23 protein-coding genes and 2 pseudogenes are annotated in these 24,923 nt (G+C 59.8%); 9 read left to right on the top strand and 16 right to left on the bottom strand.

From position 1 onward, the window contains the following. Window positions 1–22 precede the first annotated feature (22 nt). The 3 genes and pseudogenes from ACS4RR_RS29105 to ACS4RR_RS29095 all read left to right on the top strand — a co-directional run bounded on the left by ACS4RR_RS29105 (window position 23) and on the right by ACS4RR_RS29095 (window position 1,860). Window positions 23–858: pseudogene (locus tag ACS4RR_RS29105) on the top strand (DUF6030 family protein). Between the two features lie 199 nt (window positions 859–1,057). Further along, on the top strand, window positions 1,058–1,336 hold the full coding sequence (locus ACS4RR_RS29100) for a type II toxin-antitoxin system TacA family antitoxin (RefSeq protein WP_164577378.1): 279 nt from the start codon (window positions 1,058–1,060) through the stop codon (window positions 1,334–1,336). Next, window positions 1,333–1,860: a GNAT family N-acetyltransferase gene (locus ACS4RR_RS29095; protein ID WP_222385899.1), complete on the top strand. Its 528-nt coding sequence runs from the start codon at window positions 1,333–1,335 to the stop codon at window positions 1,858–1,860. The genes ACS4RR_RS29100 and ACS4RR_RS29095 overlap by 4 nt, the downstream gene beginning before the upstream one ends. Before the next feature lie 117 nt (window positions 1,861–1,977). Here ACS4RR_RS29095 and ACS4RR_RS29090 read toward each other — a convergent pair. Further along, window positions 1,978–2,481: pseudogene (locus tag ACS4RR_RS29090) on the bottom strand (hypothetical protein). Between the two features lie 258 nt (window positions 2,482–2,739). Here ACS4RR_RS29090 and ACS4RR_RS29085 point away from each other — a divergent pair. Continuing rightward, window positions 2,740–3,261, top strand: coding sequence for a tetratricopeptide repeat protein (locus ACS4RR_RS29085; RefSeq protein ID WP_026154513.1), 522 nt, complete (start codon window positions 2,740–2,742; stop codon window positions 3,259–3,261). Window positions 3,262–3,373: 112 nt separating this feature from the next. On the opposite strand, the gene ACS4RR_RS29080 is transcribed toward ACS4RR_RS29085, so the two are convergent. The 14 genes from ACS4RR_RS29080 to ACS4RR_RS29015 form a co-directional block, all read right to left on the bottom strand. Then, window positions 3,374–3,934: a hypothetical protein gene (locus tag ACS4RR_RS29080; RefSeq protein WP_260111408.1), complete on the bottom strand. Its 561-nt coding sequence runs from the start codon at window positions 3,932–3,934 to the stop codon at window positions 3,374–3,376. 79 nt (window positions 3,935–4,013) lie between these two features. Beyond that, window positions 4,014–5,318 (bottom strand): DUF8689 domain-containing protein, encoded by a 1,305-nt coding sequence (locus ACS4RR_RS29075; protein WP_260111409.1) that lies wholly within the window; start codon window positions 5,316–5,318, stop codon window positions 4,014–4,016. Window positions 5,319–5,333: 15 nt separating this feature from the next. Next, window positions 5,334–6,278, bottom strand: coding sequence for a type II secretion system F family protein (locus ACS4RR_RS29070; protein ID WP_260111410.1), 945 nt, complete (start codon window positions 6,276–6,278; stop codon window positions 5,334–5,336). A gap of 7 nt (window positions 6,279–6,285) precedes the next feature. Then, window positions 6,286–7,239, bottom strand: coding sequence for a type II secretion system F family protein (locus ACS4RR_RS29065; protein WP_260111411.1), 954 nt, complete (start codon window positions 7,237–7,239; stop codon window positions 6,286–6,288). Then, window positions 7,236–8,681: a TadA family conjugal transfer-associated ATPase gene (locus tag ACS4RR_RS29060; protein ID WP_260111412.1), complete on the bottom strand. Its 1,446-nt coding sequence runs from the start codon at window positions 8,679–8,681 to the stop codon at window positions 7,236–7,238. The genes ACS4RR_RS29065 and ACS4RR_RS29060 overlap by 4 nt, the downstream gene beginning before the upstream one ends. A gap of 16 nt (window positions 8,682–8,697) precedes the next feature. Next, on the bottom strand, window positions 8,698–9,258 hold the full coding sequence (locus ACS4RR_RS29055) for a L,D-transpeptidase (RefSeq protein ID WP_170255613.1): 561 nt from the start codon (window positions 9,256–9,258) through the stop codon (window positions 8,698–8,700). Continuing rightward, a complete protein-coding gene (locus tag ACS4RR_RS29050; RefSeq protein WP_260111414.1) occupies window positions 9,255–10,397 on the bottom strand; it encodes a pilus assembly protein in 1,143 nt (380 codons plus the stop codon). Before ACS4RR_RS29050 ends, ACS4RR_RS29055 begins: the two co-directional genes overlap by 4 nt. Window positions 10,398–10,426: 29 nt before the next feature. Further along, on the bottom strand, window positions 10,427–11,050 hold the full coding sequence (locus ACS4RR_RS29045; RefSeq protein ID WP_260111415.1) for a TadE/TadG family type IV pilus assembly protein: 624 nt from the start codon (window positions 11,048–11,050) through the stop codon (window positions 10,427–10,429). Then, window positions 11,044–11,523, bottom strand: coding sequence for a TadE/TadG family type IV pilus assembly protein (locus tag ACS4RR_RS29040; protein ID WP_260111416.1), 480 nt, complete (start codon window positions 11,521–11,523; stop codon window positions 11,044–11,046). The genes ACS4RR_RS29045 and ACS4RR_RS29040 overlap by 7 nt, the downstream gene beginning before the upstream one ends. Continuing rightward, window positions 11,520–13,121, bottom strand: coding sequence for a TadE/TadG family type IV pilus assembly protein (locus ACS4RR_RS29035; protein WP_260111417.1), 1,602 nt, complete (start codon window positions 13,119–13,121; stop codon window positions 11,520–11,522). The genes ACS4RR_RS29040 and ACS4RR_RS29035 overlap by 4 nt, the downstream gene beginning before the upstream one ends. Before the next feature lie 91 nt (window positions 13,122–13,212). Continuing rightward, a complete protein-coding gene (locus ACS4RR_RS29030) occupies window positions 13,213–13,518 on the bottom strand; it encodes a hypothetical protein (protein WP_260111418.1) in 306 nt (101 codons plus the stop codon). Further along, window positions 13,502–14,989 carry a type II and III secretion system protein family protein gene (locus ACS4RR_RS29025; protein WP_260111419.1) on the bottom strand — a complete coding sequence of 496 codons (1,488 nt, stop codon included), beginning with the start codon at window positions 14,987–14,989 and terminating at the stop codon, window positions 13,502–13,504. Before ACS4RR_RS29025 ends, ACS4RR_RS29030 begins: the two co-directional genes overlap by 17 nt. A 55-nt stretch (window positions 14,990–15,044) precedes the next feature. Then, the gene (gene cpaB, locus ACS4RR_RS29020; RefSeq protein ID WP_222281332.1) at window positions 15,045–15,962 is read right to left on the bottom strand and encodes a Flp pilus assembly protein CpaB; all 918 of its coding nucleotides are present in this window, start codon (window positions 15,960–15,962) and stop codon (window positions 15,045–15,047) included. A gap of 99 nt (window positions 15,963–16,061) precedes the next feature. After that, the gene (locus ACS4RR_RS29015) at window positions 16,062–16,256 is read right to left on the bottom strand and encodes a Flp family type IVb pilin (protein WP_260111420.1); all 195 of its coding nucleotides are present in this window, start codon (window positions 16,254–16,256) and stop codon (window positions 16,062–16,064) included. Window positions 16,257–16,515: 259 nt separating this feature from the next. On the opposite strand from ACS4RR_RS29015, the gene ACS4RR_RS29010 reads away from it, so the two are divergent. The 5 genes from ACS4RR_RS29010 to ACS4RR_RS28990 all read left to right on the top strand — a co-directional run bounded on the left by ACS4RR_RS29010 (window position 16,516) and on the right by ACS4RR_RS28990 (window position 24,621). Continuing rightward, window positions 16,516–17,034, top strand: coding sequence for a prepilin peptidase (locus ACS4RR_RS29010; protein ID WP_260111421.1), 519 nt, complete (start codon window positions 16,516–16,518; stop codon window positions 17,032–17,034). Window positions 17,035–17,525: 491 nt separating this feature from the next. After that, window positions 17,526–19,172, top strand: a complete 1,647-nt coding sequence (locus tag ACS4RR_RS29005) for an acetolactate synthase large subunit (protein WP_260111422.1) — start codon at window positions 17,526–17,528, stop codon at window positions 19,170–19,172. Between the two features lies 1 nt (window position 19,173). Continuing rightward, window positions 19,174–20,565, top strand: coding sequence for an aldehyde dehydrogenase family protein (locus ACS4RR_RS29000; protein ID WP_456190506.1), 1,392 nt, complete (start codon window positions 19,174–19,176; stop codon window positions 20,563–20,565). A 307-nt stretch (window positions 20,566–20,872) separates the two neighbouring features. Beyond that, window positions 20,873–21,997 (top strand): metallophosphoesterase family protein, encoded by a 1,125-nt coding sequence (locus tag ACS4RR_RS28995; RefSeq protein ID WP_260111424.1) that lies wholly within the window; start codon window positions 20,873–20,875, stop codon window positions 21,995–21,997. Continuing rightward, window positions 21,994–24,621, top strand: a complete 2,628-nt coding sequence (locus ACS4RR_RS28990; RefSeq protein WP_260111425.1) for an AAA family ATPase — start codon at window positions 21,994–21,996, stop codon at window positions 24,619–24,621. Before ACS4RR_RS28995 ends, ACS4RR_RS28990 begins: the two co-directional genes overlap by 4 nt. Window positions 24,622–24,709: 88 nt before the next feature. Here the strand turns inward: ACS4RR_RS28990 and ACS4RR_RS28985 are convergent, their stop codons facing one another. Further along, window positions 24,710–24,892: a type II toxin-antitoxin system RelE/ParE family toxin gene (locus ACS4RR_RS28985; protein WP_260111426.1), complete on the bottom strand. Its 183-nt coding sequence runs from the start codon at window positions 24,890–24,892 to the stop codon at window positions 24,710–24,712. Window positions 24,893–24,923 lie beyond the last annotated feature (31 nt).

Here is a 24,923-nt window from a genome sequence, read left to right as displayed (position 1 = left end):
CCGTTGGCAGCGGATTTTCCCAATGCCGAGGAACCGCCGGTCCCTCCTTTGGCCAGGGCTTTTGATCTCAATTTTGCTTCTTGCGGGCATCGTTGTTTTTTACGATGAAATCCACCACCTAGAAGATGTCGGGCTCGTTGAAAATGCCGCTCGCGATAAGGCTGCACGATCATCTCACACAGCCGCTCGCCCGGATCCTGCGGTTCCTTCTCCCCTCCTGTCGACGACGATATCGCTGCAGCTGATCGAAGTCCCGAAGCTGGAGCTGGCAAGTCAGTTTATGCGGGTGTGGCGGGTCTCGGGGCGGAATATGTGCGGCGCTCTTCGAGAGGCCGGCATCGAGATGAGCGAGTGGAAAGCCGCATCGATGCGCAATCGCAGCTATGAATGTTATTTTCAGCGCATCTACGAACGGGACGAGGTGCGTCCCACCAGTTCAACCTTCCTTAAGGTTCGTGGAGATGAAATGGGCAATATTCTTGAGATCCGCGCCAAGATCATTGGGCCGTCGACCGACGCCCAGGGACGTCTCGCCCCGGCGGTCCTGCGCATATTCGAGATCATTGTGAAGCAGGCGTGCTGGCATGATTTCGAGGATACTCTTGCGTCGATCCAAGACCTTCGAAACGTCGAATACGAACGATTTGGCTCCTATCTCAGCTTCACGCGCGAAGCCGGGCGACCAATAACTTCAATTTTGTGCTTGGTCTTAAGGCGACGTCAGGTCCGCAGGTGAGGACGAAGACCTATTTTTCGACTGAGCGCTGGCTAGCCGCAACAAATTCGCGCAATGTTCCCGCAAACCTCATCCTCACGGACCGCTTGGGCGCGTCGAAATCTGCCAATTGCGCTCAATGACGTAGCAAGTGCCAGTCACATCCAGGATCAGGCTGGAGCTTGTCTGAACGTTGACGATTTCAATGTTTCGAGCGATGAGCGTCACCACCTTTGAGCATGAGACGTGAGACCGCCGTGTGATTTCGGCCCTGAATGCTGCGATCAACCAGGAAACTTCGTGTACACATACAATGTGTACATTGAGACCAAGGAGATAATCATGCCGAGAACCGCGGACAGTAAAACCGAACGCTACCAGCTGCGCATCCCGCCAAAGCAGAAGGCAATGATCGCGCGCGCGGCTGCCCTCTCGAACAAGGATATGGCCGATTTCATTCTCGATAAGATCGTACCTGAAGCCGAAGCCGTCATCCAGGCTGCGGAAGTTGAGACCGTTTCGAGCCGCGATTTCATCCGCATCCTCGATCTGCTTGAACACCCGCCCAAACCGAACGCGAAACTACGAGCCGCGATCTCTGCTCTACCGGATGCCTTGTGACCCTCCCCGTCTGGCATGAAGAGCCGATCGCTAAGTCGCACGATCGGGCCGCATTCGATTGTGGTGATGCGGCAATGAACGAGTTCATTCGGCGCTTAGCTCGGCAGAGCCATGAGCAGAATGCGGCGAAGACCTTCTGCGCTATCGACAAGGCCCAACCTGATTGCATCCTCGGATTCTACACAGTCGCGCCTTCGGCCGTTACGCATGAGGCCGTGCCTCCGAAGATGACGAGAGGCCTCGCGCGCCATGAAGTCGCAGGCTTCAAGCTCGCGCGCTTGGCAACCGACATAAAGGTGGCGGGAAAAGGTTTAGGCGGCCAGTTCATCGCCGCTGCGGCGCTCCGTTGCCTGCGGCTCGCCAGCGAGGGCGGCGGGATCCTGCTTATCATCGATACCAAGAACGAACGCGCCGCCCATTGGTATGCCGGCTACGGCGCCGAACCGCTGCAAGGGAAACCGCTCACCCTCGTTATGCCGCTTGCCACCTTCGCCGCCGACTTCAAGGCCAAGGGGCTTTTGTAGCCGCTTTGCCGCCAAGCGATTGGTTTCGTCCCTTCAGCACGCTGCTCAGGCAATACTCACGGAAGGACCTCGAGACTGCCGATTGTTACTGAGCGGGGGCGGTTCGCCCCTTTTCTATCATGCCGATTTTATACGATTGATGATTGTTAAATGGCAGCAAATGCAAGCCGACAATACGGATATGAAAAGGAAGGTCCCAAGCGGGGAGTGGGATAGCGGCAGGAACGACCAGTCGCCTCGCTGAAACTGAGGCATCGCCAAGTCGGAAAAGCCGGCTTGCGCAACTGCTGCCCGCCCCATCGTTAGACCGGTCGCGATCAGCGCGATATGCGCATGGATGAATCCAGACCGGTGGTGTCTTTGCGGCTGCAGAGCCACTCGAATCCCGAAAATCGATGCAAGCATCAACAGGATCGTGGCGCTCCAAATTCCAACGCCGGGTACCGCCAAGAGCAGATAGATGGGCTCGCGCATGACCGGAAGTACCGTCATATGCAGCCATCAGGCGGACGCACTTGATGGGTGGCTTTCCAAGAGTGGTATGCTGAGAACGAAGATCGATGCTACCGCGTAAGCCAATGATGGGGCAGGTCGCATCAGCGTGAAAATAGCGATCCGCATGCGGCGTTCCCTCTTTGACCTGGCGAGCAGGTAGGCGACGCTGATTAATTTTCTACGCTGAGAATCACTGAGCACAGGATACCAACTTTGAATGGTTGGCATTTATCACCTTGGCGCGTTCCGCGCGAAGACGGTATCTGTCGCTTTTTTGCGACTACTTGCTTAAATTCTTGAGTTGTTAGCTTTTTTTTATGATGATTTCCGGTGAACACATCCGAGTCTTGGGTAAGAATGTCTGATGGGGGGATCAAGTTGTCAATGTTGCAAATCAGAGCTGGGACTAAATGCATTGCGTTTTTGATAGCGACTGGCGTGATCTTAGCTGGTTGCCAGTCGTCTAGCGTTGATGGTCTGGCTGCTTATGGCGACAGTGCAAAGACCCTCGAGGATGACTCAGCCGTCGCCTTCTATAAGAACGACGAGTTGATAACGACCGGCAAACTGCAGTTTCAGGAAAAGAACTACGGAAAATCCTACGCCATTTACAAGCGAGCGGTTGACGTTTTTCCGGAAGATCCGGCCGCCTGGCTAGGCTTGGCAGCCTCCGCCGACATGGTTGCCCGCTTCGACACCTCCGACCGCGCCTACCAGCAACTCTCGCGCATGATCGGCAACACCCCAGTCTACTACAACAATATCGGATATTCTCACCTGCTGCGCGGTGACTTGCGCACTGCCAGACGGTATTTCCTGAAAGCCTATGAGCTTGATCCCGGAAACGAAGTCACTGCCCGTAACCTCGAATTGATGAAGAACAGCGTGAACTACGCTCAGCGGTGATGGGGCTTTCAGCGATCTGCATCGAGACGAGAGTGCCCTTGCCGCGTTGCGAGCATCGGCGCGGCGCCTCTGGCTGCGTCCAGCGACTGCTTTTTTGGGTGAAGTCGTTGTTTTACCGTGCCTTCCGAAGGATGAGCTGGCCCTCCGGCGAAAGGGTTCGTTCGTAACGCGGCAGGTCGTTGACTGCAATGCCCCCGGCCGCCATCGACCCAAGACTGCTATCCGGAGTTAGAGTTTCCGCTGGGGCGGCACGGGGTGCGAAAAATTGTGCCGGTTCCTTGCCGGGTGCGCGAAGGACCAAAGCTGAACCCATGCGAAGACCGCTTGTGTCGTTTCGCCGTTCGTTCATCATAGTCTTTTGCAGCCCATCCATCCCCTGGCGGATAAGTGCGACTTCGTCAGCCTTGGCATTATCCGCGATGTTGCGCGACTGCTTTTCCATTTGTCCCCTCAGGCCATCGATGGACCTCTTAAGCGCGGCGATGGTCTCGCGGCTCTCGCGAACATCCGCCGAGTTTTTGGCGGTATAGATGAGAACGCCAGCATTCACGGGCAGGAGCATCAGCAGCAAACCGACGAATAGCGGGCTTTTTGAGCCCCGCTGCTCTATCGCTCGCAAATTGCTTGGTTCTGCGCGGTCTGCGTCGACCTCAATACCCGGAATGCTGGTCATTCGTTTACTCCCCCATAAGTCATCAAATCTGCGTTGGACAGGTTGTCCAGGAACACCCCGTGTCAGCGACAAGCCCGCATCATTCCGACGTAAATACACCTTCCCACGCCCGTTCGAGCATACCGAGCGACGCGATCCCAGCTATGCCCTTGAACTCGCAGTAAGAACTGACGAAATCCAGAAGATATTTTGGATGATAGCAAGACGCTAGCACATCGCCATTATACTTGCGATCGTAGAAAAGATTCAGGTCTGGATCACAGACAACCAATCCCGTGCCGCTGGCATAGGATTTGAAGATTCTGATATATTCGTCGCGCGACGGAGTGTTCACAAAGATCTTGTATTTGAGGCGCCGCAAGCCCGCCTCATCAGAAAGATCCTTCGGTGCGATATTCGTCGAAAATACCACCAGCTCGTCAAAGGGAACCTTGAACTTCTTGCCGGTGTGCAGCGTCAGGAAATCATATCCGCGCTCGAGCGGCACAATCCAGCGATTGATAAGCGCCTGCGGCGCCACTTGTTGACGCCCGAAGTCGTCGATGATGAAAACGCCGCCTGATGCCTTCAAGTGGATGGGCGCTTCATAGACATTCGGTCCCGCGTTGAAGGTGAGATCGAGCTGATCGAGGGTCAATTCCCCGCCCGTCTTGATCACCGGACGGCGGCATTCGATCCATCGTTGATCCGCTTTCGGATGGGATTGTGTGTCAGCCTCCGATACAGGATGATGCACGGCTTCGTCATAGAAACTGATGACATGGCCGCCGACCTCGATGGCATAGGGCACCCAGATTGTTTGACGAAACAGTTGCGACGTCCGCTCGGCAATACTCGTCTTTCCGTTTCCGGGTGGTCCGTAGAGCAGGATCGAGCGACCGGAGTTGATGGCCGGGCCCAGCTTTTCGACCAAGGCGTCTGAGAGCACCAGCCCGTCAAGGCTTTCGGTCAGCCGCTCTGGCGTTACGCGCTCGTCATGGATGGACTGCAAGCCTATTTGCCGGCAGAACGCGTCCAGCGACACCGGCGCCGGCCCGACATATTGGCTTTGACGCGACGCCGCGTGGGCATATTCGAACCCCTTCATTGAAAGCGCATATCGAATATCGGATCTGACATCCTCGCCAGCCAGGCCGCGCGCCTCGAGGCATGCGAGTTTCACGAGTTCCTTGATCAGGATATTGACGATCACTTTCGGCAATTTCATCCGCTCAGCCAGATGAGATGCCGTGGTTGTATCCTGCTCGGCTGCACATTTTGACGCCAGCCGGAGGAGGAACGACGGATCCAGTCCGGCTTGTTCCAGGCTTGTCGGTGCCATCGGCATGCGCGGGTCGAGAGGAATGGTGGCATCGTTACGATCATGTTCGAGCGAATACTGCATATGACCTCGCTTGGCTCAACCGCTGGGGCTCATGCTGAGAAGAAGACTGATGACGCGGATAACAACGGGAACGAGAACGATGATGAGACTTACCGGAAAAAGGAACGCGCCGAGCGGCAGCAGCATCTTGACCGGCAAGGCGTTCGCCTTTTCCTCCGCGCGAATAATACGGAGGTCGCGCATTTCCTTGCAGTAGACCCGCAACGTCTGCGTTACGCTCGTCCCCAGTTCCTCCGATTGGCGGAACAGAACGGATAGCGCCCGGGCTTCGTCAATCCTCAGGCGGACGGCAAGGTTCGCAAGCGCCTCGCGTAAGCGCCGGCCTCCTCGCACTTCCAGCATCATGATCGAGAGGTGCAGGCCGAAGTCCTGCCGCTTGTCGACGAATTCCCGGGCAACTCGGTTCGCCGCTGCCTCGATGCTCATGCCCGCATCGAGGCAGACGATCAGCATATCCATAAAATCGGGAAAAAGGCGGCGGTACTCCCTCTCTTTGGCGGCGCCACGCCGGTCGATATAGATGTTGACCAGAATGAAGGTTACGCCCGCAGCAAACATGGCAACAACCAGCGTAACCACCCGAGACATGTCCGGCACGACCCAATTGAGAGCCCAGACCGCCGCGACCAGCACGCCGATACAGACCACTGCGCGAACCACCTGGAAGGTGGTCACGGCGCCGGCGGCGAAATAGCCTGCCCTGATCAGCCGGTTCTGGGTGGAGTTCGCATTGGTGTCACGTCGCGTAATCTCGAAATAGCGACGGATCAGGCGGTTTTCCGCCTCGCCGAGATCGGCAATCGTCGTATCGCCAAGGTGGAACTCCTCGCCTGTTGCCGCCGAGCTCTTTGAGACCCGAACCGAGACCTCGCGCCGTCGAAAATACAATTCCGACGCTGTTGCAGAGAATATCAGCACTGCAAAGAAGACGATCAGGTAAATTCCATACTCACTCGACATGACCGCCTCAGTACTCGAAGTTGACCATCTTGTAGAGAATGACATTCCCGATCGCCATGACGGCCAGCAGCACGGTCACGACGATGGCTCCGTGGCCGCTCTCCCAGACGGGATCGAAGTAGGTCGGCGACAACGCCTTGATCATCGCGTAGAGCAGAAACGGATACATTGACATGACGATCGCCGTAATGCGTCCTTCCGAGGAAATCGCCCTGACCTTTGCCTTCAGTAGCATGCGGTCTCGCAGCGTCTTCGAAAGGTTCTGCAAGATCTCCACGAGGTTGCCGCCGGTTCCCGCCTGTACGCTCAGCGATATCGCAAGCAGGTTCAGATCCTCGACGCCGACCCGGTCGGCCAAGTTCACAAGGGCGTCGTCTAGCGTCACGCCGTAGGTGAGTTCATCCGAGAGCAGGCCGAACTCGGTGCCGATCGGATCGGGCATCTCGCGTGCCACCAACGAAATCGCCGCCGGCAGCGGGTGGCCGGCGGCCAAGCTGCGATTGGCGACATCGAGCGCTTCAGGAAGCTTCTGTTCGAATTTCCTCATGCGGCGCACCCGGGCGCGCCAGACGACGAGTGCGGGGATGAGAAGGCAGATCAGCAGAAAGGCTGGCACTCTGAACAGAGTGTTCGGCAGGAGGATTTGAACGACCAGCCACGTCAAAAGAGCGCCCGCGATGGCGAAGAGAGCAAATCGCTTGGCATCGAACTTGATTCCCGACTGGGCGTAGAACTGCAGCAGCCGCTGCATCAAGGGGGTCTGCCGCCAACTGCCGCCGGCCCCGCGCTCCTTGAGCATATCACTATAGGTCTTGCGATGATCATCGCTGACCTCGAGCAAGCTCAGCCGATGGTTCACCGCGCGGTGGCGTTCGGATGTCTTGAAGTAGCCGCGCATGACCGCTTCGACAGCAACAAGGGCGGCGGTGAAAACGGCCGCGTAAAGGAGAAGCAGGATCATTGGACAGGTCCCGTCTGCAGCGGTTTACCGGGATCAAAAATCGTCACAGGGATCTCGATCCCGAGTTCGGCAAATTCCTCGACGAACCGCGGCCGAATGCCGGTGGCGCGGAATTCTCCATGGATTCGTCCGCCTTCATCGGTGCCGAGTTTCTTGAATTTCATAATCTCCTGCATCTGCACGACTTCGCCCTCCATGCCGGTGATCTCGGAAATCGAGACGACTTTGCGGGTACCGTCGCTCAGGCGCTGGACCTGCACGATCATGGTGATGGCGGAGGAGATCTGCGAGCGAATGCTCATCTGCGACATCGGCATCCCGGCCATGCCGACCATCTGCTCAAGCCGACCGACGGCATCGCGCGGCGTATTGGCGTGAATGGTCGTCATCGATCCCTCGTGACCGGTATTCATCGCCTGCAGCATGTCGAACGCTTCGTCGCCGCGAACTTCGCCGACGATGATACGATCGGGACGCATGCGCAGGGCGTTTTTCAAAAGTTCGCGTTGACGGATCTCGTTGCGTCCGTCGAGCGTCGGCGGGCGGGTTTCCAAACGTCCGACATGCGGCTGCTGGAGTTGAAGCTCGGCCGCATCCTCGATGGTGATCAGGCGCTCCCTTGGAGAAATCTGCGACGAGAGAGCGTTGAGCAAGGTGGTCTTGCCAGAACCGGTGCCGCCTGAAATGACCATGGACACCTTGCCCTTGACCGCGGCGCTGAGAAGGATGCGCATCGCATCGGCCATAGCGCCATATTGCACGAGGCGCTCCATTGTCAGCGGCTTGCGGGTGAATTTGCGAATGGAAACGAGCGGTCCATCGACCGAGATCGGCCTGATGGCGACGTTGACGCGCGAGCCATCCTTGAGGCGAGCGTCGACCATCGGCGTCGACTCGTCGACACGGCGGCCAACCGCCGAGACGATCTTGTTAATCACCCGAAGGAGATGATCCTCATCCTTGAAACGGACGGCGGTGCTCTCGAGCTTGCCGCTGCGCTCGACATAGACGCTGTTGTAGCCGTTGATGAGAATATCTGCGATCGTGTCGTCGGCCAGCAGCGGCTCGATCGGTCCGAGCCCGAGCATCTCGTCGGTGATATCGCGGATCAGATCATTGATTTCCTTGGCATTCAGCGGAAAATTGTTGGTCCGGATATAGTCCTTGACCAATGGCCGGATCTCGGTGGCGATCTCCTCGTTGTCGAGTGTATCGAGGATCCCGAGATTGATGCGATCGAGCAGGTAGCGGTGGAGATTGACCCGCTCGGAGACCATATCCGGCCCGAGCGAAGCCTCTTCGTCACTCGTCGCGGCGCTGTCGGAGGCCGGTTGGGCAGGCATGGCCTGAGCCGCGCCGAGCAAAGACAGTTCGGCCGTCTCCGGATGTTCCCGCTTTTCCGGCTCCTGCCTGTAGAAACGCCCCATGATACCGCTCGCCATGCGCCCCACTCCTGAACTATTTTACAATGACCGTGGAACCGACCTTCACCCTCTCATAGAGATCGATGACGTCGGCATTGCTCATGCGAAAACAGCCCGATGACGCAAAACCGCCGACCGTCGACTGCTCGTTTGTTCCATGAATGCGGTAGAGCGTGTCGGCCCCACCCTTGTAGAGATAGATCCCGCGAGCACCCAAAGGATTGAGCGGCCCGGCAGGCACCAGGTCCGGAAGCCCGGCTGCGCGTGCCTTCATCTCGGCAGGCGGGCGCCAGTCGGGCCATTCTGCCTTGCGTCCGATCTTGACGGTACCGCTCCAGCGAAACCCGTCTCGCCCGACGCCGATCTTGTAGCGGATCGCGCGCCCTTCGGAGATGACGAGATCCAGCGTACGGTTGCCGCTGACGATGACGATTGTCCCTGCCGCGTAGTTTTTTTCGATCGGCACCACGGCGCTTGTCGTCGGCCCGAGGCTGCGTGGCACAAGCCCGCTTGCCGCTGCATCTCCGACAGCGGCCAGAATTGCCAAAACGGCAAGGCCGGCACCGGCTGCGCAGGACCTTATGATCGCCTTCATCGCACCAGTGCTCCAAGCTTGCCGACCGCGCCGCAGAAGCGCGCCCGGGAATTCACTTGAAATGGCAGCACGCCGCGGTTGACCGCCTCGCTCAAAGTCTCCCAGTCATCCGCAATGACATGCGTCGGGATATCCTTGAATATCTTCTCCGTCTGTTGCCGGCGCAGGCCGAGGCCGAAAAGCTTGGCGCGGTATTTGTTGATGACGATGAATATCTGGTCCGCACTGCCCCGCAGCCGTACCAGATTGGCAAACAGATCCTTGGCTTGAGAAAGCGCAGGCACCGTCATTTCGGTGACGATGCAGACGCTGTTGACCGAAGTGAGCACCTCGTATTTCCACGGCGTGTCATAATAGGGAACGTCGATGATCGTGTGATCGCTCTCGAAGGCGGCGACGTCGAGCATACGCAGCACGAGTTCACGGCCCTTCGGCGCCAGAAGGACGGATGGCTGCTTGAAAGACAGCAGTGAAAAGCCCCCCGAATGCCGCTTTCGGACCAGATCGATGAATTCCAGATCGACCCGGGAGGGATTGGCGATGACCGGTTTCAAGTCGTAGTCGTTCACAAGGTTGAGATAATAGCCAAGCGCCCCGGAGCAAAAATCCGTGTCGAACAGGTCAATCCGCGGTGTGGAATTCTTGGTCGGCTGGGCCAGTACATGAGCAAGCGACGAAGCGATCACGCTGGCGCCGGCGCCGCCGACGGCCGAGACCACTGCATGCACCCGGCTGTCGCTCGCTCCGGTGCCCGGCGCATGGGTCGAAATCATGTCGATCAGTGCCCGGCGCTCGAGTGGCTTCTTCAGCCAGTCATTGCCGTTCAGGCGGAAGAGCAGCCGCAGCATGTCATCAGGCAGGTCTTCGGAAACCACGACGAGCGGAATGTCCCGATAGCTGGTGCGAAACGTGAAAAGCTCCGGCTGCTGCAGCAATGTCCCATTGTCGACGTCGAGAACGATCAGATCGAACTGCGCCGGATCGAACCGGCCCTTTTCCGCGAGCGCCTTCAGCGCGAGATGGCGGACATCGTACCGCGAAAGCGACCCGAACGTATCGAGCATGAAGCTCGCTGCAGCCGCGTCGTCGGAGAGGACCAGGATCTTGGTAGATGCGGCAATGTTCATGTGCGCTGTCATTTTCGCTTTCCTACGCGTAAATTAAGGAGTCAGCAGGTGGAGCACGTCTTCAGATCTTCCGTCGTGATCGTCACCGGATGGGCGGGGATGGTGACGTCGTTCAGTCCCAACAGGCCGCCGAGAACCGGCAGATCGAAGGTGATGTTGCGCACCTCCAGCCGCATCGTCAGCACAGGCCCGTCCGGCCGGCCCCAATAGCCGAGCCCCGATCGCTGATAGGTGACCATCAGCTTATCCGGCGTGATGCGCCAATTTAGGTCGCAAATGCCGGGGCGAGGATCAATACCCGCGTTGCAAACGCCGTCGCTTCCCCGGACAATCCGGTTCAATGCCGCCGTGCAGTTTGCAAGAGCCGGTCCGCAGGTCGAGGATATTGTTGCATCGTTCGGCGCCGCTTTGCCGTTGTTGAGTGGATCGGCGGCATCTGTTGGGAAAACGGCATTGAAATTCGTGGTCAGCGGATCGGATACTGCCGCCAAACGGGCGCCATATTGCAGTGCCTTGACCGTCTGATTCCACTGCGACATCGCGTAGCCGAACTCGATGAAGGCGGCGAACACCAGCATGACGATCGGAAAGGTCAGCAATGCTTCGACAAGGCTGACACCGCTGCTATCCTGCCAGAATGCCTTGATTGCCCTAGAGCTCACCATCCGATGTATCTCTCTTCATGGAAGGAACTGATGGTGATGGCGCCGATTCCCAGAAAGCCGAACACCGGCGAGGTCTGGTAGAGATGAGCGGTGGAAATGGTGATGTCCCCGTCCGCATTCGGCGCAGTGATGGTGATGTCGGCAGGGTTATTCCAGCCGGGGACGCGGGGTATGGCGCCTGCCGCGGGTGTTTGCGTTCCGTAAAAGGCGATCGTCTTCGCAGTCGCCTGATTGCATGTCGGCACATAGGTTCCCGACACCGGCCGGCATCGCGAGAGGTAACGCCCCGCATCGCGCAAGCCTGCGTCGATCTGCATACGCTGCCAGAAGATGCTGCCAAACTCGAGTATACCAGCCGCAAAGATCGTCACAAAGGGGATGGCGAGCAGCGCTTCGGCAAGCACTGCGCCTTCCTCACGCCGCAAGAAGCCGAGGCAAAGCCGATCCCGTATAAAATTGCGGAGCGCCATCATCTGACCAGCTCCGCTTCTTCCCGCAGCAATTCGTCTGCCGTACCGCGACCACCCTTGCCGGTGATGTCGATCATCTCCAGGGAAAGGTATCGTTCGCTGGAATCCTTTATCGCCGGCTTGGTCAGGAACATGCGCGCGAAGGCCACGGCGCGTGTGGCCTTGTGACCGTTTAAATGGCCGACCGAGGCTTCATAGCCACAATTGACAATGGCTGAGAAGATTTCGCGGCGATCACCATATTCGGCCGCCGTATAGCTCGAAAGGTCCGGGCCGGTATAGCACTGGCCGCCCATTACCGGTTTGCCGGTCTCGCCATTCGCCGAGGCATGGTTGATCAGAGATGCGTTGGCAAGCTCGTAACGATAAACATCGTATGCGGAGGGTCGGCTTGGTGTTCCAGTCGCCTGCGGGGGATAACTGGAGTAGTTGCTGAGGACCGTGCTCACCGATGGCGCAGCCGTGCCCTGCGCGACGTTCCAATAGGTCGTGTAATCCCAATTGTTGCTGCTGCTGATCTTGCCGCCGGAAAGCGAGGCCATGGCCGCTCCGTAGCCGAGCGGCAAAGCCTTGGTCGCATCGCCGACAACCTCTCCAACCTTGACGGGATCATAGGTGTCGCAGCCCGCCTTTCCCTTGGTGATTGCCCGAGCGGAGCGTACGTTTTGGGCAGGACGGTATCGATAATCTCCCTTCGACTTGTTGAAGGAGGAGGAGTAATAGCCGAAGCGCGTATTCACCCCGTCCTCGATCGGCCCCGCCATTCCGCCGGTCTCCGTATCGAGATTGTCCTGTGTATAGCAGGCGCCGGGATTGCCGGTGGCAAGAGCCTCCGCCAGCACGGACGCACCATTGCCCAACGGGGTGCGCAGGAACCCGAAATTGCCGGGACCGGGATTGGACACCGAGGTGCTGTGAAGCTCGATCTGTCGCCCGTAGAGATTGCCGGCGGCAAAATTGGTGTGTAGGGCCGTTGCTGCAGTTTCGCTGGCGCTTTCACTCGTGTTCCCTGCGGGCTCGAACGGATTGCAGATAAAGATCGGCGTCACGTCGCAGGCGCTGGCATGGTATACGGCCACGGCATCGGCAGCGATATTGATCGTACTGCGGGTGAACCCAACCGGAACCGGAAAGATGGTCTGCATCGCTTGCGGCTTGGCGATGACCCAGGCATAGGACGCTTCGCTCGCCACCGTCGTTTTCATCGAAGCCGGGATTGATGTATCGTCACTGGCCGGGATGTTCTTCAGAAAAAACACGGTGACCGTGCTGCCGGCGTCGTTTCCGGCGTTATAGGTCATGCTGATGTGCGAGCCGAGCGACATGCCGGCCCCGCCGCCGGAAAAAGCCGCGCTATTGGCGATTTTCTCGATCGACGTCTGCGCCCTCGAAATGGCATCGTCGCGGCCATCGAGTTCGCGGGCTCCGGCGAGCGCCATTGCATCGACCGCGTTCTGGAGATCGGTGTGCAGGTTGCTACTGCGGCCGACATCGATGACCAGCAGCGAAAAGCCGAGAAGCATAGGCATGGCGATGAGCGTCAAGGCGATAACATAGCCACGATGATCGTTCCAGAACCGTCTGACAACCCTGCTCAGCATTGGCCTACCCCCATCACGGCTTTCGTCGTGACGACCCTGTTTCGTGCATTTCCCTTCCGGCGCGCTACCGCCGTTCATGCCTTTCGAACCGCTACTGGCTGATGGTGGCCCCATTGGACGCACCGTTGGCCTCCATAGCGGGCGACGGCTGAATGACCCCCACCCCACCGTTCTGGTACTCGGTCATCACCCTGCGGATCACCTTGCCGTCGCTTGCGATACGGGTTCGCTGGGCTTCTGGCGGGAACGGGTCCTCTGTATGGATGGCCTTGTTTGCTTCCATGGCGTTCCCGAGCCCGAAGGTGATCGAGTCTCGATGGTTCATGTAGTCGGCGCAGCCGGAAACCAGGCCGGTGGCCGCAAGGACGAGAAGGACGCGCTTAGCGTTTTGTAGCAACAACTTGGGCTCCCTGGTTCAGGTCGAGACGATGGCCATAAGGCCCGGTCACACCTTCGCCGTTGCGAAAGCGCCGGAGCATGTCCTTGTCGACTTCCAGGACCCCGAGCGCGAAAAGCTCGACGTCGTTGGACGACCGCGTCTGATCGAGTGGACTATAGAGGTCCTCACCCGGGCGGGCGGGCCGCACGATGTGCGGCGTGACAACGATCACGAGGTCGGATTCCTTCTTCTGAAAACTCGTCGAGCGGAACAGCGCGCCGAGGATCGGTATCTTCCCCAGGCCCGGCAATTGCTGGATGTCCTTGGCATTGATCGACTGCAGCAGGCCTGCCATGGCAAAGCTCTGGCCGTCGCGAAGTGCGACCGTGGTGCTGGCCGCGCGCGAGATGAAACCCGGATTGCCGTTGACGTTGATCGACGGATCAAGCTCGGAAACCTCAGGCTCGATTTCCAGATTGATGACGCCGTCGTCAAGCACCACCGGTTTGAAGGTCAGCCGCACACCGAAGGGGCGATAGTCCGTCTCGGTGGCGACTGTCGTGCCGTTGTTGGTCGTCTTCAGGATCGGCACTTCACCGCCGGCATGGAAGCTGGCGGTCGAGCCGCTCATGGCGATGAGGTTCGGCTGAGCCAGACGACGCACCAATCCCTTCTGCTCGAGCGCGTTGATGACCACGTCGATGCGGCCGCCCGAAATTTCCAGCACCTTGGCGATCAACTGGCCGAAGGGCAGCATGCCGGTTGCCGCGCCCTTGGGGTCAACGAGGGTACGGGCCAGGCTGCCGTCATCGTTCACACCGATACCCTGGCTGGTCGTTGCCTTGCCGATGCCATTGTTGCCACGCCCGGACCAACCGATCCCGAGGTCACGACCCGTCTGACGCGAGGCTTCGATGACACGGACCTCCAGCATCACCTGCTGGCTGTCACTGACGCGCAACTGGTTCAGCACTGGTTGATCGGAATAGGACTGGGCAATTTCGATCACCCGCTGCAATTCGACGCCGTCACGAACCATACCCGTCAGGCGAATGCGGTCGTTGGAATTGGCCACGATAACCCGGGCCGAGGGCGCGGCAGAGCGAATGGCGGCGGCGACTTCGCTGAAATCGCTGGCAACGCGGACATCGATGACGCCGAGAAGCGACTTGTCGTCGCCATAGACAGAGATATTGGTGGCGCCGACCTTCTTACCGCGGATGAACAGCGACTTGTCGGAAAGCGGCACCACGTCAATCATATCGGCGCTGCCGATGACGAGATCGCCGAAGGGCTGGCCGGTGTTGAGCGTCAGCGTCGCGTTCGGAGGCAACGTCACACGCTGGACCGATTTGCCTAAGGTGACCGACTTTTCCTGTGCGTTGGCGCAGCCGGCAAATCCGGGACCTAAACACACACAGGCCGAAAACACTGCCGCCAGTGCCGCAAGGCTTTTCGTACTTGCGATTCTTCTCTTGCCATCCGCCATGCCTGCTGTTGCCCCCTCATTCGGCTGGCCGCATCTGCGGCATGCCGCCTAAACATCACTGGACCAGGCCGACTCTGTGCTCCTCGCGCTTCGTCGTGTTCCAGACCCCCACCGTCACCCACTTCGGCTCGACCGGCAATACCGGTTCGACCTTTGGCTCCACAATCTGCACTTGTTTTTCAGGTTCTGGCAACTTATTCTTTTCCAGATCATTGCCGAGTTCGGTCGCCATCGCCCCGCCACCAAGGTCGGCAACGGTGATCGGCCGGGTTTGCTCGATGGAGGCAGAGGCAATATTGCGAAGCGCCAGCGAGAGCGTGCCGATGCTGGAGCCGAGGGTAAGGCGCTGCGCCTCATCGGTCGTGACTTCAAAAGTCACGGTTTTCACGACGGATGGTTCGTCCTTGCGCTCGTCGGCCGTCTGGTCCACCGCCAGCACCTTGACGCCCTGCAGCAGCACGTCGACGAAGGTCTGGTCGTTGCCGGTCGGCCCGCGTACGACCCGCGTCAGAAGCACGTCGACGCGATCGGAAGGCCTGACGAAGCCGGCAACGCCGAGCACGTCGTTGACGCGGATGGAAACGGCCTTCATGCCCTGGTCGAGGGCCGCCGACAGCGTGGCGCGTTCGCCGGTACCGGTGATTTTCGAGGATAGCACCGGCTCGCCGGGGTCGATCGCCGCCATGGCATAGCGCGGCTGGGCATCGCTGCCAACGACCAGCTCGACGCTGACGAACGAGCCTGCGGGTGTTTCATTGGAGGGCCATGGGATGGCTCTGAGATTTTCGGGCCGGATCCGGTCGCCGAAGCGCATCGGTTTGGCGGCGACAACGAGTGTCCGTTCCTCGGCCTTCACGCCGTTCATCGCCAGCAGCCGGGCCTTCTGATCGGAGAGATACTCGCGCATGCCGAAAACTGCTGCGGCGGCAAGTACAAACGCAATAACGAGACTTAAGATCGTTGAAGAACGCATCGCGGTTACTCGCTACACTGGACGGAGTGCATCCATTCATTTTTGCTAATTTAGAGGAGAGGGGTTAACAAAAACCCCTCCCTTCTTAGAACGCCAATATCAGGCTGGGACAGCCAGATTGGTGGTGAACCACCCTGCCCATCCCGTCCAAACGGCAGCCAGATTGGTGCCGGCCAATGTCACCGCCGTAATCACGCCGCCGACCAGCAAGGCAAGCAGAATGAGGTATTCAGTGAGTGCGACGCCGTCTTCTTCCCGCGCGAAAGCGCGTACGCAGTTTACAAGTGCTTTCATCGAGAATTTACCTCCCAGGTAAGTTGTGCGCCGTAATTTCCCCCGGCCGCTCTGTCGTCGAGACCGCCCCTTCGACTGGTTGTATTAATAATCTGTTAAGTCTAATTTAGTCAATTGTTTTATACGCGGGCGATCGGCATCTATACTTTTATGGTTAAGACGAAAGTCCAGGGTCAATTCGTAAAAACCGAATACGTCATCGGATTTTATTGGAACTCAACTTTAAATCAGCGCATAATAGCCCGAAAGGTTGGATACTATGCTGAAAATGTTCGATGTTATTAGTTCGATTTCAGTATTACTTTTTCTCTACGCCGCCTGGACCGATTTCCGCACATGGAAGATCCCCAACGCGATCGTGCTTGCGCTCGTGACACTTTATGCACTGCGCGCGGTGGCCGTGATGCTCGGCTCCGAGGACGTCGGCGCTGCTCTCTTTGCGTCGAGCGGAATTGGCGGCGACGTCGGGGCCGGTCTGCTGATGTTTATGCTCGGAGTGGCGCTCTGGGCGTTCCGGCTGTTTGGTGCAGGGGATGCCAAGCTTTTTCTGCCGATCGGCCTTTTTGTCGGATGGCATGGAATGCTGCCGTTTTCGTTTTTCCTCCTCGTCCTTGGCATCGTCACACTGCTGGCCCTGCGGCTGCCGGTGCCATTGCCCGTCGCACACCTCGCCTTTTTCATGCGCATCGAGGAAATTCGGGCGAGCCGGAAGATACCTTATGGCGTCGTCATGGTATTCGCCGCGCTCCTCACCTTGGCCTTGCCCATTATCCGATAGCAACTGCGGCTACGGTGACCCGGCGTCGACAGAACTTCCTCGCAAGAGCCCCTTCGCATTCACGATCGTTTTCAGCAAAATCTGTTTTATCAGCTCGCACAGAAGACAGGCCTATCGCGCCCACAGTCGATGCGGCGCGAACGGACTTGGGGCGTTTCGGTATCAGCGAGAATGCGACGGGTCGCGAGAGTGGTCGTTTCAGCTATAGGCGGTGCTTGCAATTCACAGCGAGGCACCTGATCTTTTGCCGGCAACCGCGTGAGATGCCGGCCTAACGGCAACATCTCACATCATCAGTCAGAGCTGTCTGCCGGCAGAACTGCGGACAGCTTTTTTATTCCCGCGGCAAATCTTATCTGCAAATTCCCGGTCACCAGGATTGAGGGCAACCGCCAATGCCGTCGAACGCATGGACGAGCGCGAATAAGAACATATGTTCGAGGGGTCCTTCCTTTCTTGAAGCCTCTAACCAAACAGCGCGGCACACATCCATGACCAAAGGCTCCGATCTTCTAGTGGCAGCGCTTGAAAACGAAGGTGTCGATCGCATTTTCGGCATCCCAGGCGAAGAGAATCTCGACGTTGTCGAATCCATCCGCAAGTCGTCGATTGAGCTCGTGCTCACCCGACACGAGCAGGCGGCGGCTTTCATGGCGGCGACCTATGGCCGCCTGACAGGCAAGCCGGGCGTCTGCCTGACGACTCTCGGGCCCGGCGCCCTGAACCTCTCTACGGGTGCCGCATACGCCCTGCTCGGGGCGATGCCGATGGTGATGATCACCGGTCAGAAAGGCATCCTCTCGTCCCGCCAGGCGCGCTTCCAGGTGGTCGACGTCGTCGCGTCGATGAAGCCGCTGACCAAGCTCGCAAGGCAGATCGTGTCGCCGCAGATGATCCCGACGACGGTCAGGGAGGCGTTCCGCATCGCCCAGGAGGAAAGGCCGGGGCCGGTGCATCTTGAGCTTCCGGAAGATATCGCGGCCGAAGAATGCCAGGAGGTGGCGCTGATTGCGCCGCATCAGCTCGAACTGCCGACGGCAAGCGACGCGGCGCTTGACCGCGCCGCCGCACTCATTGCCGCAGCCAAACGTCCGCTTCTGATGTTCGGGGCCGCCGCCTCCCGTCCCCGCTCGACCTCTGACATCGCCCAATTCGTGATCCGCACGCGCATCCCGTTCTTCACGACCCAGATGGGGAAGGGAACGGTTCCAGGTGGAACCGAACTTTACATGGGCACCGCGGCGCTATCGGAGCGGGATTATGTCCACGAGGCCATCGAACAGGCCGACCTCATCATCACGATCGGCCATGACACGATCGAGAAGCCGCCGTTCATCATGGGCAAGGGCGGCCCGAAGGTCGTCCATATCGGATATCAGCCGGCGACCGTCGAGCAGGTCTATTTCCCGCAATCCGAGGTCATCGGCGACATCGGCCCCTCTCTGAAGGCGCTGGCCGACCGCCTCGAGGGCAAGCTGCCGAATGCGCAGGCGCTTCTCCATCTGCGCGAGCGCATTCTCGAGCGCATCGCCGCGCGGGCGACGGAGGATCGTTTCACCCCACAGCGGCTGGTCCACGATATAAGAGAAGTAATGCCGCATGACGGCATCCTGGCGCTCGACAACGGCATGTACAAGATCTGGTTCGCGCGGAACTACCGGACGCGGATGGCGAACACGCTGTTGCTCGACAACGCTCTTGCAACGATGGGAGCCGGACTGCCGTCGGCGATGGTTGCCTCGATGCTCTATCCCGAGCGACGGGTCATGGCCATCTCAGGTGACGGCGGCTTCATGATGAATTCCCAGGAACTCGAAACCGCCGTCCGGCTCAAACTCAACCTCGTTGTCCTCGTGATCGAGGACAATGCCTACGGCATGATCCGCTGGAAGCAGGCGGTGGATGAGTTCCCGGATTTCGGGATGACCTTCGGCAATCCCGACTTCGTGAAATATGCCGAATCCTACGGCGCCAAAGGAACCAGGGTCGATGATATCGGCCGGTTCAAACAGGTCCTCGAAGAGGCGTTCTCCGGCGGTGGCGTGCATCTGGTGAATGTGCCGGTGGACTACTCTGAAAATGAATGCGTGCTGGTGAAGGAGCTTCGCGAACGGCTCCCCGCGATATTGGAGGTCTGAGATGCCGCTTGCCATGAAGGTCTACCAGGCGTTCGACCGCGAACCGATAACAGAGCTGCCGGCAGACGACGCGGCCGCGCTCGAGCGCAAGCTTCAGCTCGCCGCCAAAGCCTTCGCCGATCGCGATGGCTGGCTGCCCGCGCATCAGAGGATGGCAATCCTCAGGAAGGCGTCGGCACTTCTTCAGGTGAACCGCGATCGTTTTGCGATGATGATCGCTCGTGAAGGCGGCAAGCCGCTGACCGAAGCAATCATCGAGGTGACGCGCGGGATCGACGGCCTCCTCAATGCGGCGGACGAGCTGCGCAATTTCGGCGGCAAGGAAATCCCTATGGGGCTGACTGCGGCCAGCGCGAACCGATGGGCTTTCACCACCAAGGAGCCGATCGGCGTCGTGGCGGCGATCTCGGCCTTCAACCATCCGCTCAATCTCATCATCCACCAGATCGCGCCGGCGATTGCAGTCGGTTGCCCGGTGATCATCAAGCCGGCAGCAACGACCCCGGTTTCCTGTATCGAGATCGTCAAGCTGTTCTGGGAGGCCGGTCTCGACGAACGCTGGTGCCAGACCCTCATCACCGAGGACAATGTGCTTGCCGAAGCCTTGGCAATCGATCGTCGTGTCGCGTTTCTGAGCTTCATCGGCTCGGCGAAGGTCGGCTGGTCCCTCAAGAGCAAGCTGCCGCCGGGCACCCGATGCGCGCTTGAGCACGGTGGAGCAGCACCCGTCATCGTCGACCGCAGCGCAAAGGTCGATGCGATCGTCGGCACCATCGTCAAAGGCGGCTATTATCACGCCGGGCAGGTCTGCGTGTCGGCCCAGCGTCTCTTCGTGCATGAAGATATTGTCGCTTCCTTCACCGAAGCTCTCGCTGCCAGGGTGGCAGCCCTGCATGTCGGCGATCCCACGCTTATGCAAACCGAGGTAGGGCCGCTCATTCTGCCACGCGAGGCAGACCGCGTCACGGCCTGGATCAAGGAGGCGACGGACGCCGGAGCCAGGCAGATCGGCGGTGGGCGGATGTCCGAGACGACACTTCTGCCTTCGGTTCTGCTGAACCCGCCTACTGAGGCGAAAGTGTCCATGCTCGAGGTCTTTGGACCACTGACCTGCGTCTACGGCTACCGCGACCTCGACCAAGCGATCCGCATTGCCAACTCGCTGCCTTATGCCTTCCAGGCGAGCGTCTTTTCCGCCGACATAGTGGTTGCTCTCAGGGCGGCAAAACATCTGGATGCATCGGCCGTTCTCGTCAACGACCACACCGCGTTCCGTACCGATTGGATGCCTTTTTCCGGACGCAGGCAGTCAGGATACGGGGTCGGTGGCATTCCCTGGACGATGGAAGAGATGGCCGACGACAAGATGGTGGTGTTCAACCAGGTGACTTAGGCGCAGCGATGATGGGATCAACTGTTCGATTTCCATCGGCAGGTAAAACCCTTGGATAATAGACGATGCCTTCGCCGACGTGGTCGGTCACCGCGTCTGCATAATTCCTGTACGGCGACGGGATGGATGTCGTGCACCGCTCAAAATCAGACAAACATTGGATAACCGCTTGCTCGGCCAGGATGGACTTGCCTCGCCCATAGCCGGGAGTCATGGTCTGCCTCGGAACAACGAATCACAAAACTGCGGACGAGAGGTCTTTGGCCATGCTCGAAGGCTCGCAGCGCATCGCAAACATGGCTGATCAATGTTTTCCTTCCTGCACAGTTCGGACCTGCATATTGGCAAACGATTTGGCAATCTTCCGGAGGATTTGAGAGGACGCCTGCGCGAGGCACGGCATGGTGTCATCGCCAGGCTTGCCGCTGCAGCACGAGAGCATGGGGCTGGTTTCATCCTGCTCGCCGGCGACACCTTCGACACCGAGACGCCGACGCCTGCCGTGCTTCGGCAAGCGCTTGGCGAGATGGCCCGGAATACGCCGCTGCGCTGGGTCTTGCTTCCCGGCAACCACGATTCGCTGCTGGCCGATCAGCTCTGGAGTGCTGCGCGCGGCGTGGTGCCCGACAATGTCATCCTGGCGACGGAAGCGGTGCCTCTTCCACTTGGGCCTGATGTCATCCTGCTGCCGGCGCCTTGCACGACCAGGAGGCCGGGCCGCGACCTGACCGAATGGATGACGGGTGCCGCCACAGCGGACGGCGCTATCCGCATCGGCCTCGCCCATGGCCCCATCCAGGAATTTTCGGAGGATGCCACGGCCGCCAACGTGATTGCGCCGAACCGCGCGGCGCTCGCCGGCCTCGACTACATGGCGCTCGGCGATTGGCACGGATCGGTGGCGGTGGACGCCAGAACATATTACAGCGGCGCGCCCGAGCCGGACCGTTTCAAGCATGACCGGCCGGGGCAGGCGATGGTCGTCTCCATTGCCGGGCAGGGGGCGATGCCAACGACGACGGCGGTGACGACCGCCAGCTTTTCCTGGCAGACATTGCAGCTTCCGCTGCTGGCGTCGGAAGACGGCGTTGAAGTGCTCAAGGCCGCGCTGCCGGAACCGTTCGCGCGGCGACAAACCCTGTTGCGCGTGGCGCTGTCCGGCCGTGCCCGGTTGAACGGGCGAACGGCGATGATCAGCCTGCTGGAGCAGGTCGCGCCGGAATTTGCGCATCTGGAGATCGATGCCGACCTTCTGGGGACCGACTGCGAGAGCGATGATCTGGAGACCATCGACCGAGCCGGTGCGCTGCGCGATGCTGCGGAATTGCTTCTTGCCGAAAGCCTCGACGAGGCCCGTTCCGGCGATGACAGGGGCGTGGCGCGCCAAGCGTTGATCCGCCTGTTTTCCTATTGCGAGGCGATCGATCGATGAAACTCACCGCCCTTCGCCTCCACAATGTCAAACGCTTCGCCGGCCGCGGAATATCCGTCGAAGGAATCGCCGACGGCGTCAATGTGCTGAGCGCCGCCAACGAACATGGAAAATCAACCTGTTTCGAGGCGCTGCATGCCCTGTTCTTCCAGCCGCACAGCGGCAACCCAAAGAGCGTGCAGATGCTACGCCCCTATAGCGGCGGCAATCCGATCGTCGAGGCCGATATCACGATCGAAGCCGGCCGCTACCGCCTGACCAAGCAGTTCCATAGCGGACGGCGCGCCAGCGTCACCGATCTCGGCAGCGGCCGGATCGTCGCCCAGGCTGACGAAGCCGAGGCTTTCATCGGCGATCTCATTTCCGGCGGAACCTCCGGCCCGGCAGGCCTGCTCTGGGTTCGCCAGGGCGTCACCGGCATCGAAAATCGCAGCAAGAGCGAGGAAGAAAACGACAAGCGAGTGCGCGAAAGCCTGCTGTCTTCGGTGCAGGGCGAGGTGGAGGCGCTGACGGGCGGACGGCGCATGTCGGCGGTGCTCGAAGCCTGCGAGGAAGAACTCAATCGCTTGGTCACCGCAACGCTGCGGCCGAAGGCAGGAGGCCGCTTTGCCGCCGCGCTCGAGGAGCGTGACGGGCTGCAGGAGGAGGAGGCGCGACTGGCCAAGGAGGTGGAGATGCTGCACGGCGCACTCGACCGCCGCCGCTCGGTGCAGGCGAGACTCGGCGAACTGGAAAACCCTGATGAGGAAGCCGGCCGGAAAACCGCGATTGCCAACGCCGAGTCGGTGCTCGAAGCCGCTAAACTGCATGACAGGGAACTCAAAGCGCTCGACGCAGAGGGTGCCTTGGCCGCCAGCCGCCGCGATCAGGCGCAGCAGGCATTCGACCGCTTCCACGCAGCATTGAACCGCAGCGGCGAACTCGCGCGGCGTTTCGCCTTGGCGGAGAAAGAGCTTTCAAATGCAGCCGAGCGACGCGCGGCATCGCTTGTTGAAAGCGAGGCTGCAACGGCGGAGGTGCAGGCGGCCGAAGAGGAGGAGCGGTTGAACCGCGAACTGCTTGGGCGGCTGGAGGCAGCGCTACGTTCACGCCACGCCGCCGAGCGTCTGGCCGAGGTCCGTCTGCGTCTCGAACAGGCGGAAGCGGCGCGCCAGCAGATCGAGGATGGGGAGGCGGCGCATGCATTGCTCGCCATTCCAGCCGATGCCATCGAACGGCTTGAAGCACTCGACATCAAGATCGTCGGCTTGCGCGCAGCCGCCGAGGTCGGCCTTCCCTCACTCAGGATCGATTACCTGAAGGACGTTTCCGGATTGGTGAGCATGGACCGCCAGCCTCTGCATGGGGGCGAGGATAAGAGCTTTGCCGGAATGGCGAGGCTTGACATAACAGGCATAGGCACCCTGACCATCCATCCCAGCCGGCAGGCCGACCACAATGGGGCGCTGGAGACCGCGGAAGCCACGCGCCAAACATTGCTTGCCAAGCTCGGTGTCGACAGTCTGCGGACGGCGCGGCAGCGCGATATTGCTGCGCGAAACAAGCGGGAGGAACTGGTGAGGGCGCGCCAGCGGCTCGCCGAACTCGCTCCGAATGGCATTGACGAGCTTCACCTCGACGCCGCACGCTTTGCCGAACTCAGCCAAGGTCCGGTCGAACTTGACGCCAACCCGGAAGAGGTGCGTGCCCGTCTCGCGGATGCGACACGGCGCATCGAACTGGCGCGCAACCGGGCGCGGGAGGCGTCAGTGATGCGCACGGAAGCCGGCGAGGCCATATTGCGCGCGCAGACCGAGCACGCCAGGCTTGGCCAGGAACGCGAGGCCATTGAGGCGGTCATCGGCCCTGAGGCGGGCCGAAATGAATTGCAACAGAACCTCGCCGAAAAACTCTCCAGCGCCAAAGAGCAGGTCGATACGATCGAACTCAGGGCCGCGCCTTTGCGCAGGACAGGGCGGGACCTCGCAGGCGCGGAGGCTGCCCTTGCCAGGGCGCGCTCGGTCGCCGACGCCGCGGGCCGCGAAATTGCCAGGCTTCGCGAGGAGCTTGCTGATCTCGGCGGTCAGATCCGCACCCGCTCGGACAGTGCTCTGGAAGAAATCTGGGCGGAAACGCGGGATTTTCTGGCAGCCGCGCGCGAGCAGGTGAAGCGTTTCGAAACGGAGGTCGGCGTGCTCGATCGCTTGCGCAAGGCGCTGACGGCGACGCGCGCGGCGGCGCGTGATCTTTATCTCAAGCCGGTCATGAACGAACTCGCCCCGCTGCTCGGCCTGCTGTTCGACGACATCTCGATCACCTTCGACGGCGACACGTTGCTGCCGCAAATCGTGCGCCGCAACGGCCTGGACGAGGATGTCGACCGGCTGAGCGGCGGCATGCGGGAGCAGCTCTCGGTGCTGACCCGCCTTGCATTCGCACGGCTGCTTGCCCGCGACGGCCGGCCGGCGCCTGTCATCCTTGACGATGCGCTTGTTTATTCCGACGACGACCGGATCGAGCGAATGTTCGATGCGCTGCACCGCCAATCGCGCGACCAGCAGATCCTCGTCTTCTCCTGTCGGCAACGCGCCTTCTCCAAGCTGGGCGGCAATGTGCTCACCATGCAGCCATGGCAGCCGGATTAACCATAGAGCCCCTTTAGAGTTGGTCAGCCATTTTCTGGGGCTGAGCGACCCATTTTCTGGCAGCCAGCTGCCGATCATGATGGCTTTGCTAATCGTCGAAGCTGACATCTTGGCCGCGATGGAAAACACGCAGGATAGATACAATATTCTCTTCCACCACAAACGCGATGCTTGCCTTGCCGCGATATCCAACGACGCGTAGCCCCAGCCGCAGATCGTCACGCAAGGCGCCACGCTCGGGAAACGTTTCAAAACTGAGGCAGTAATCCACAATCTTATCGACTTAGCTGCAAGCCGTCTCC

Origin of the sequence: Rhizobium zaerense (genome assembly GCF_051810725.1) — a bacterium.
Classification (GTDB): Bacteria; Pseudomonadota; Alphaproteobacteria; order Rhizobiales; family Rhizobiaceae; genus Rhizobium; species Rhizobium leguminosarum_I.
This window is presented reverse-complemented; position numbering and strand designations above follow the sequence as displayed.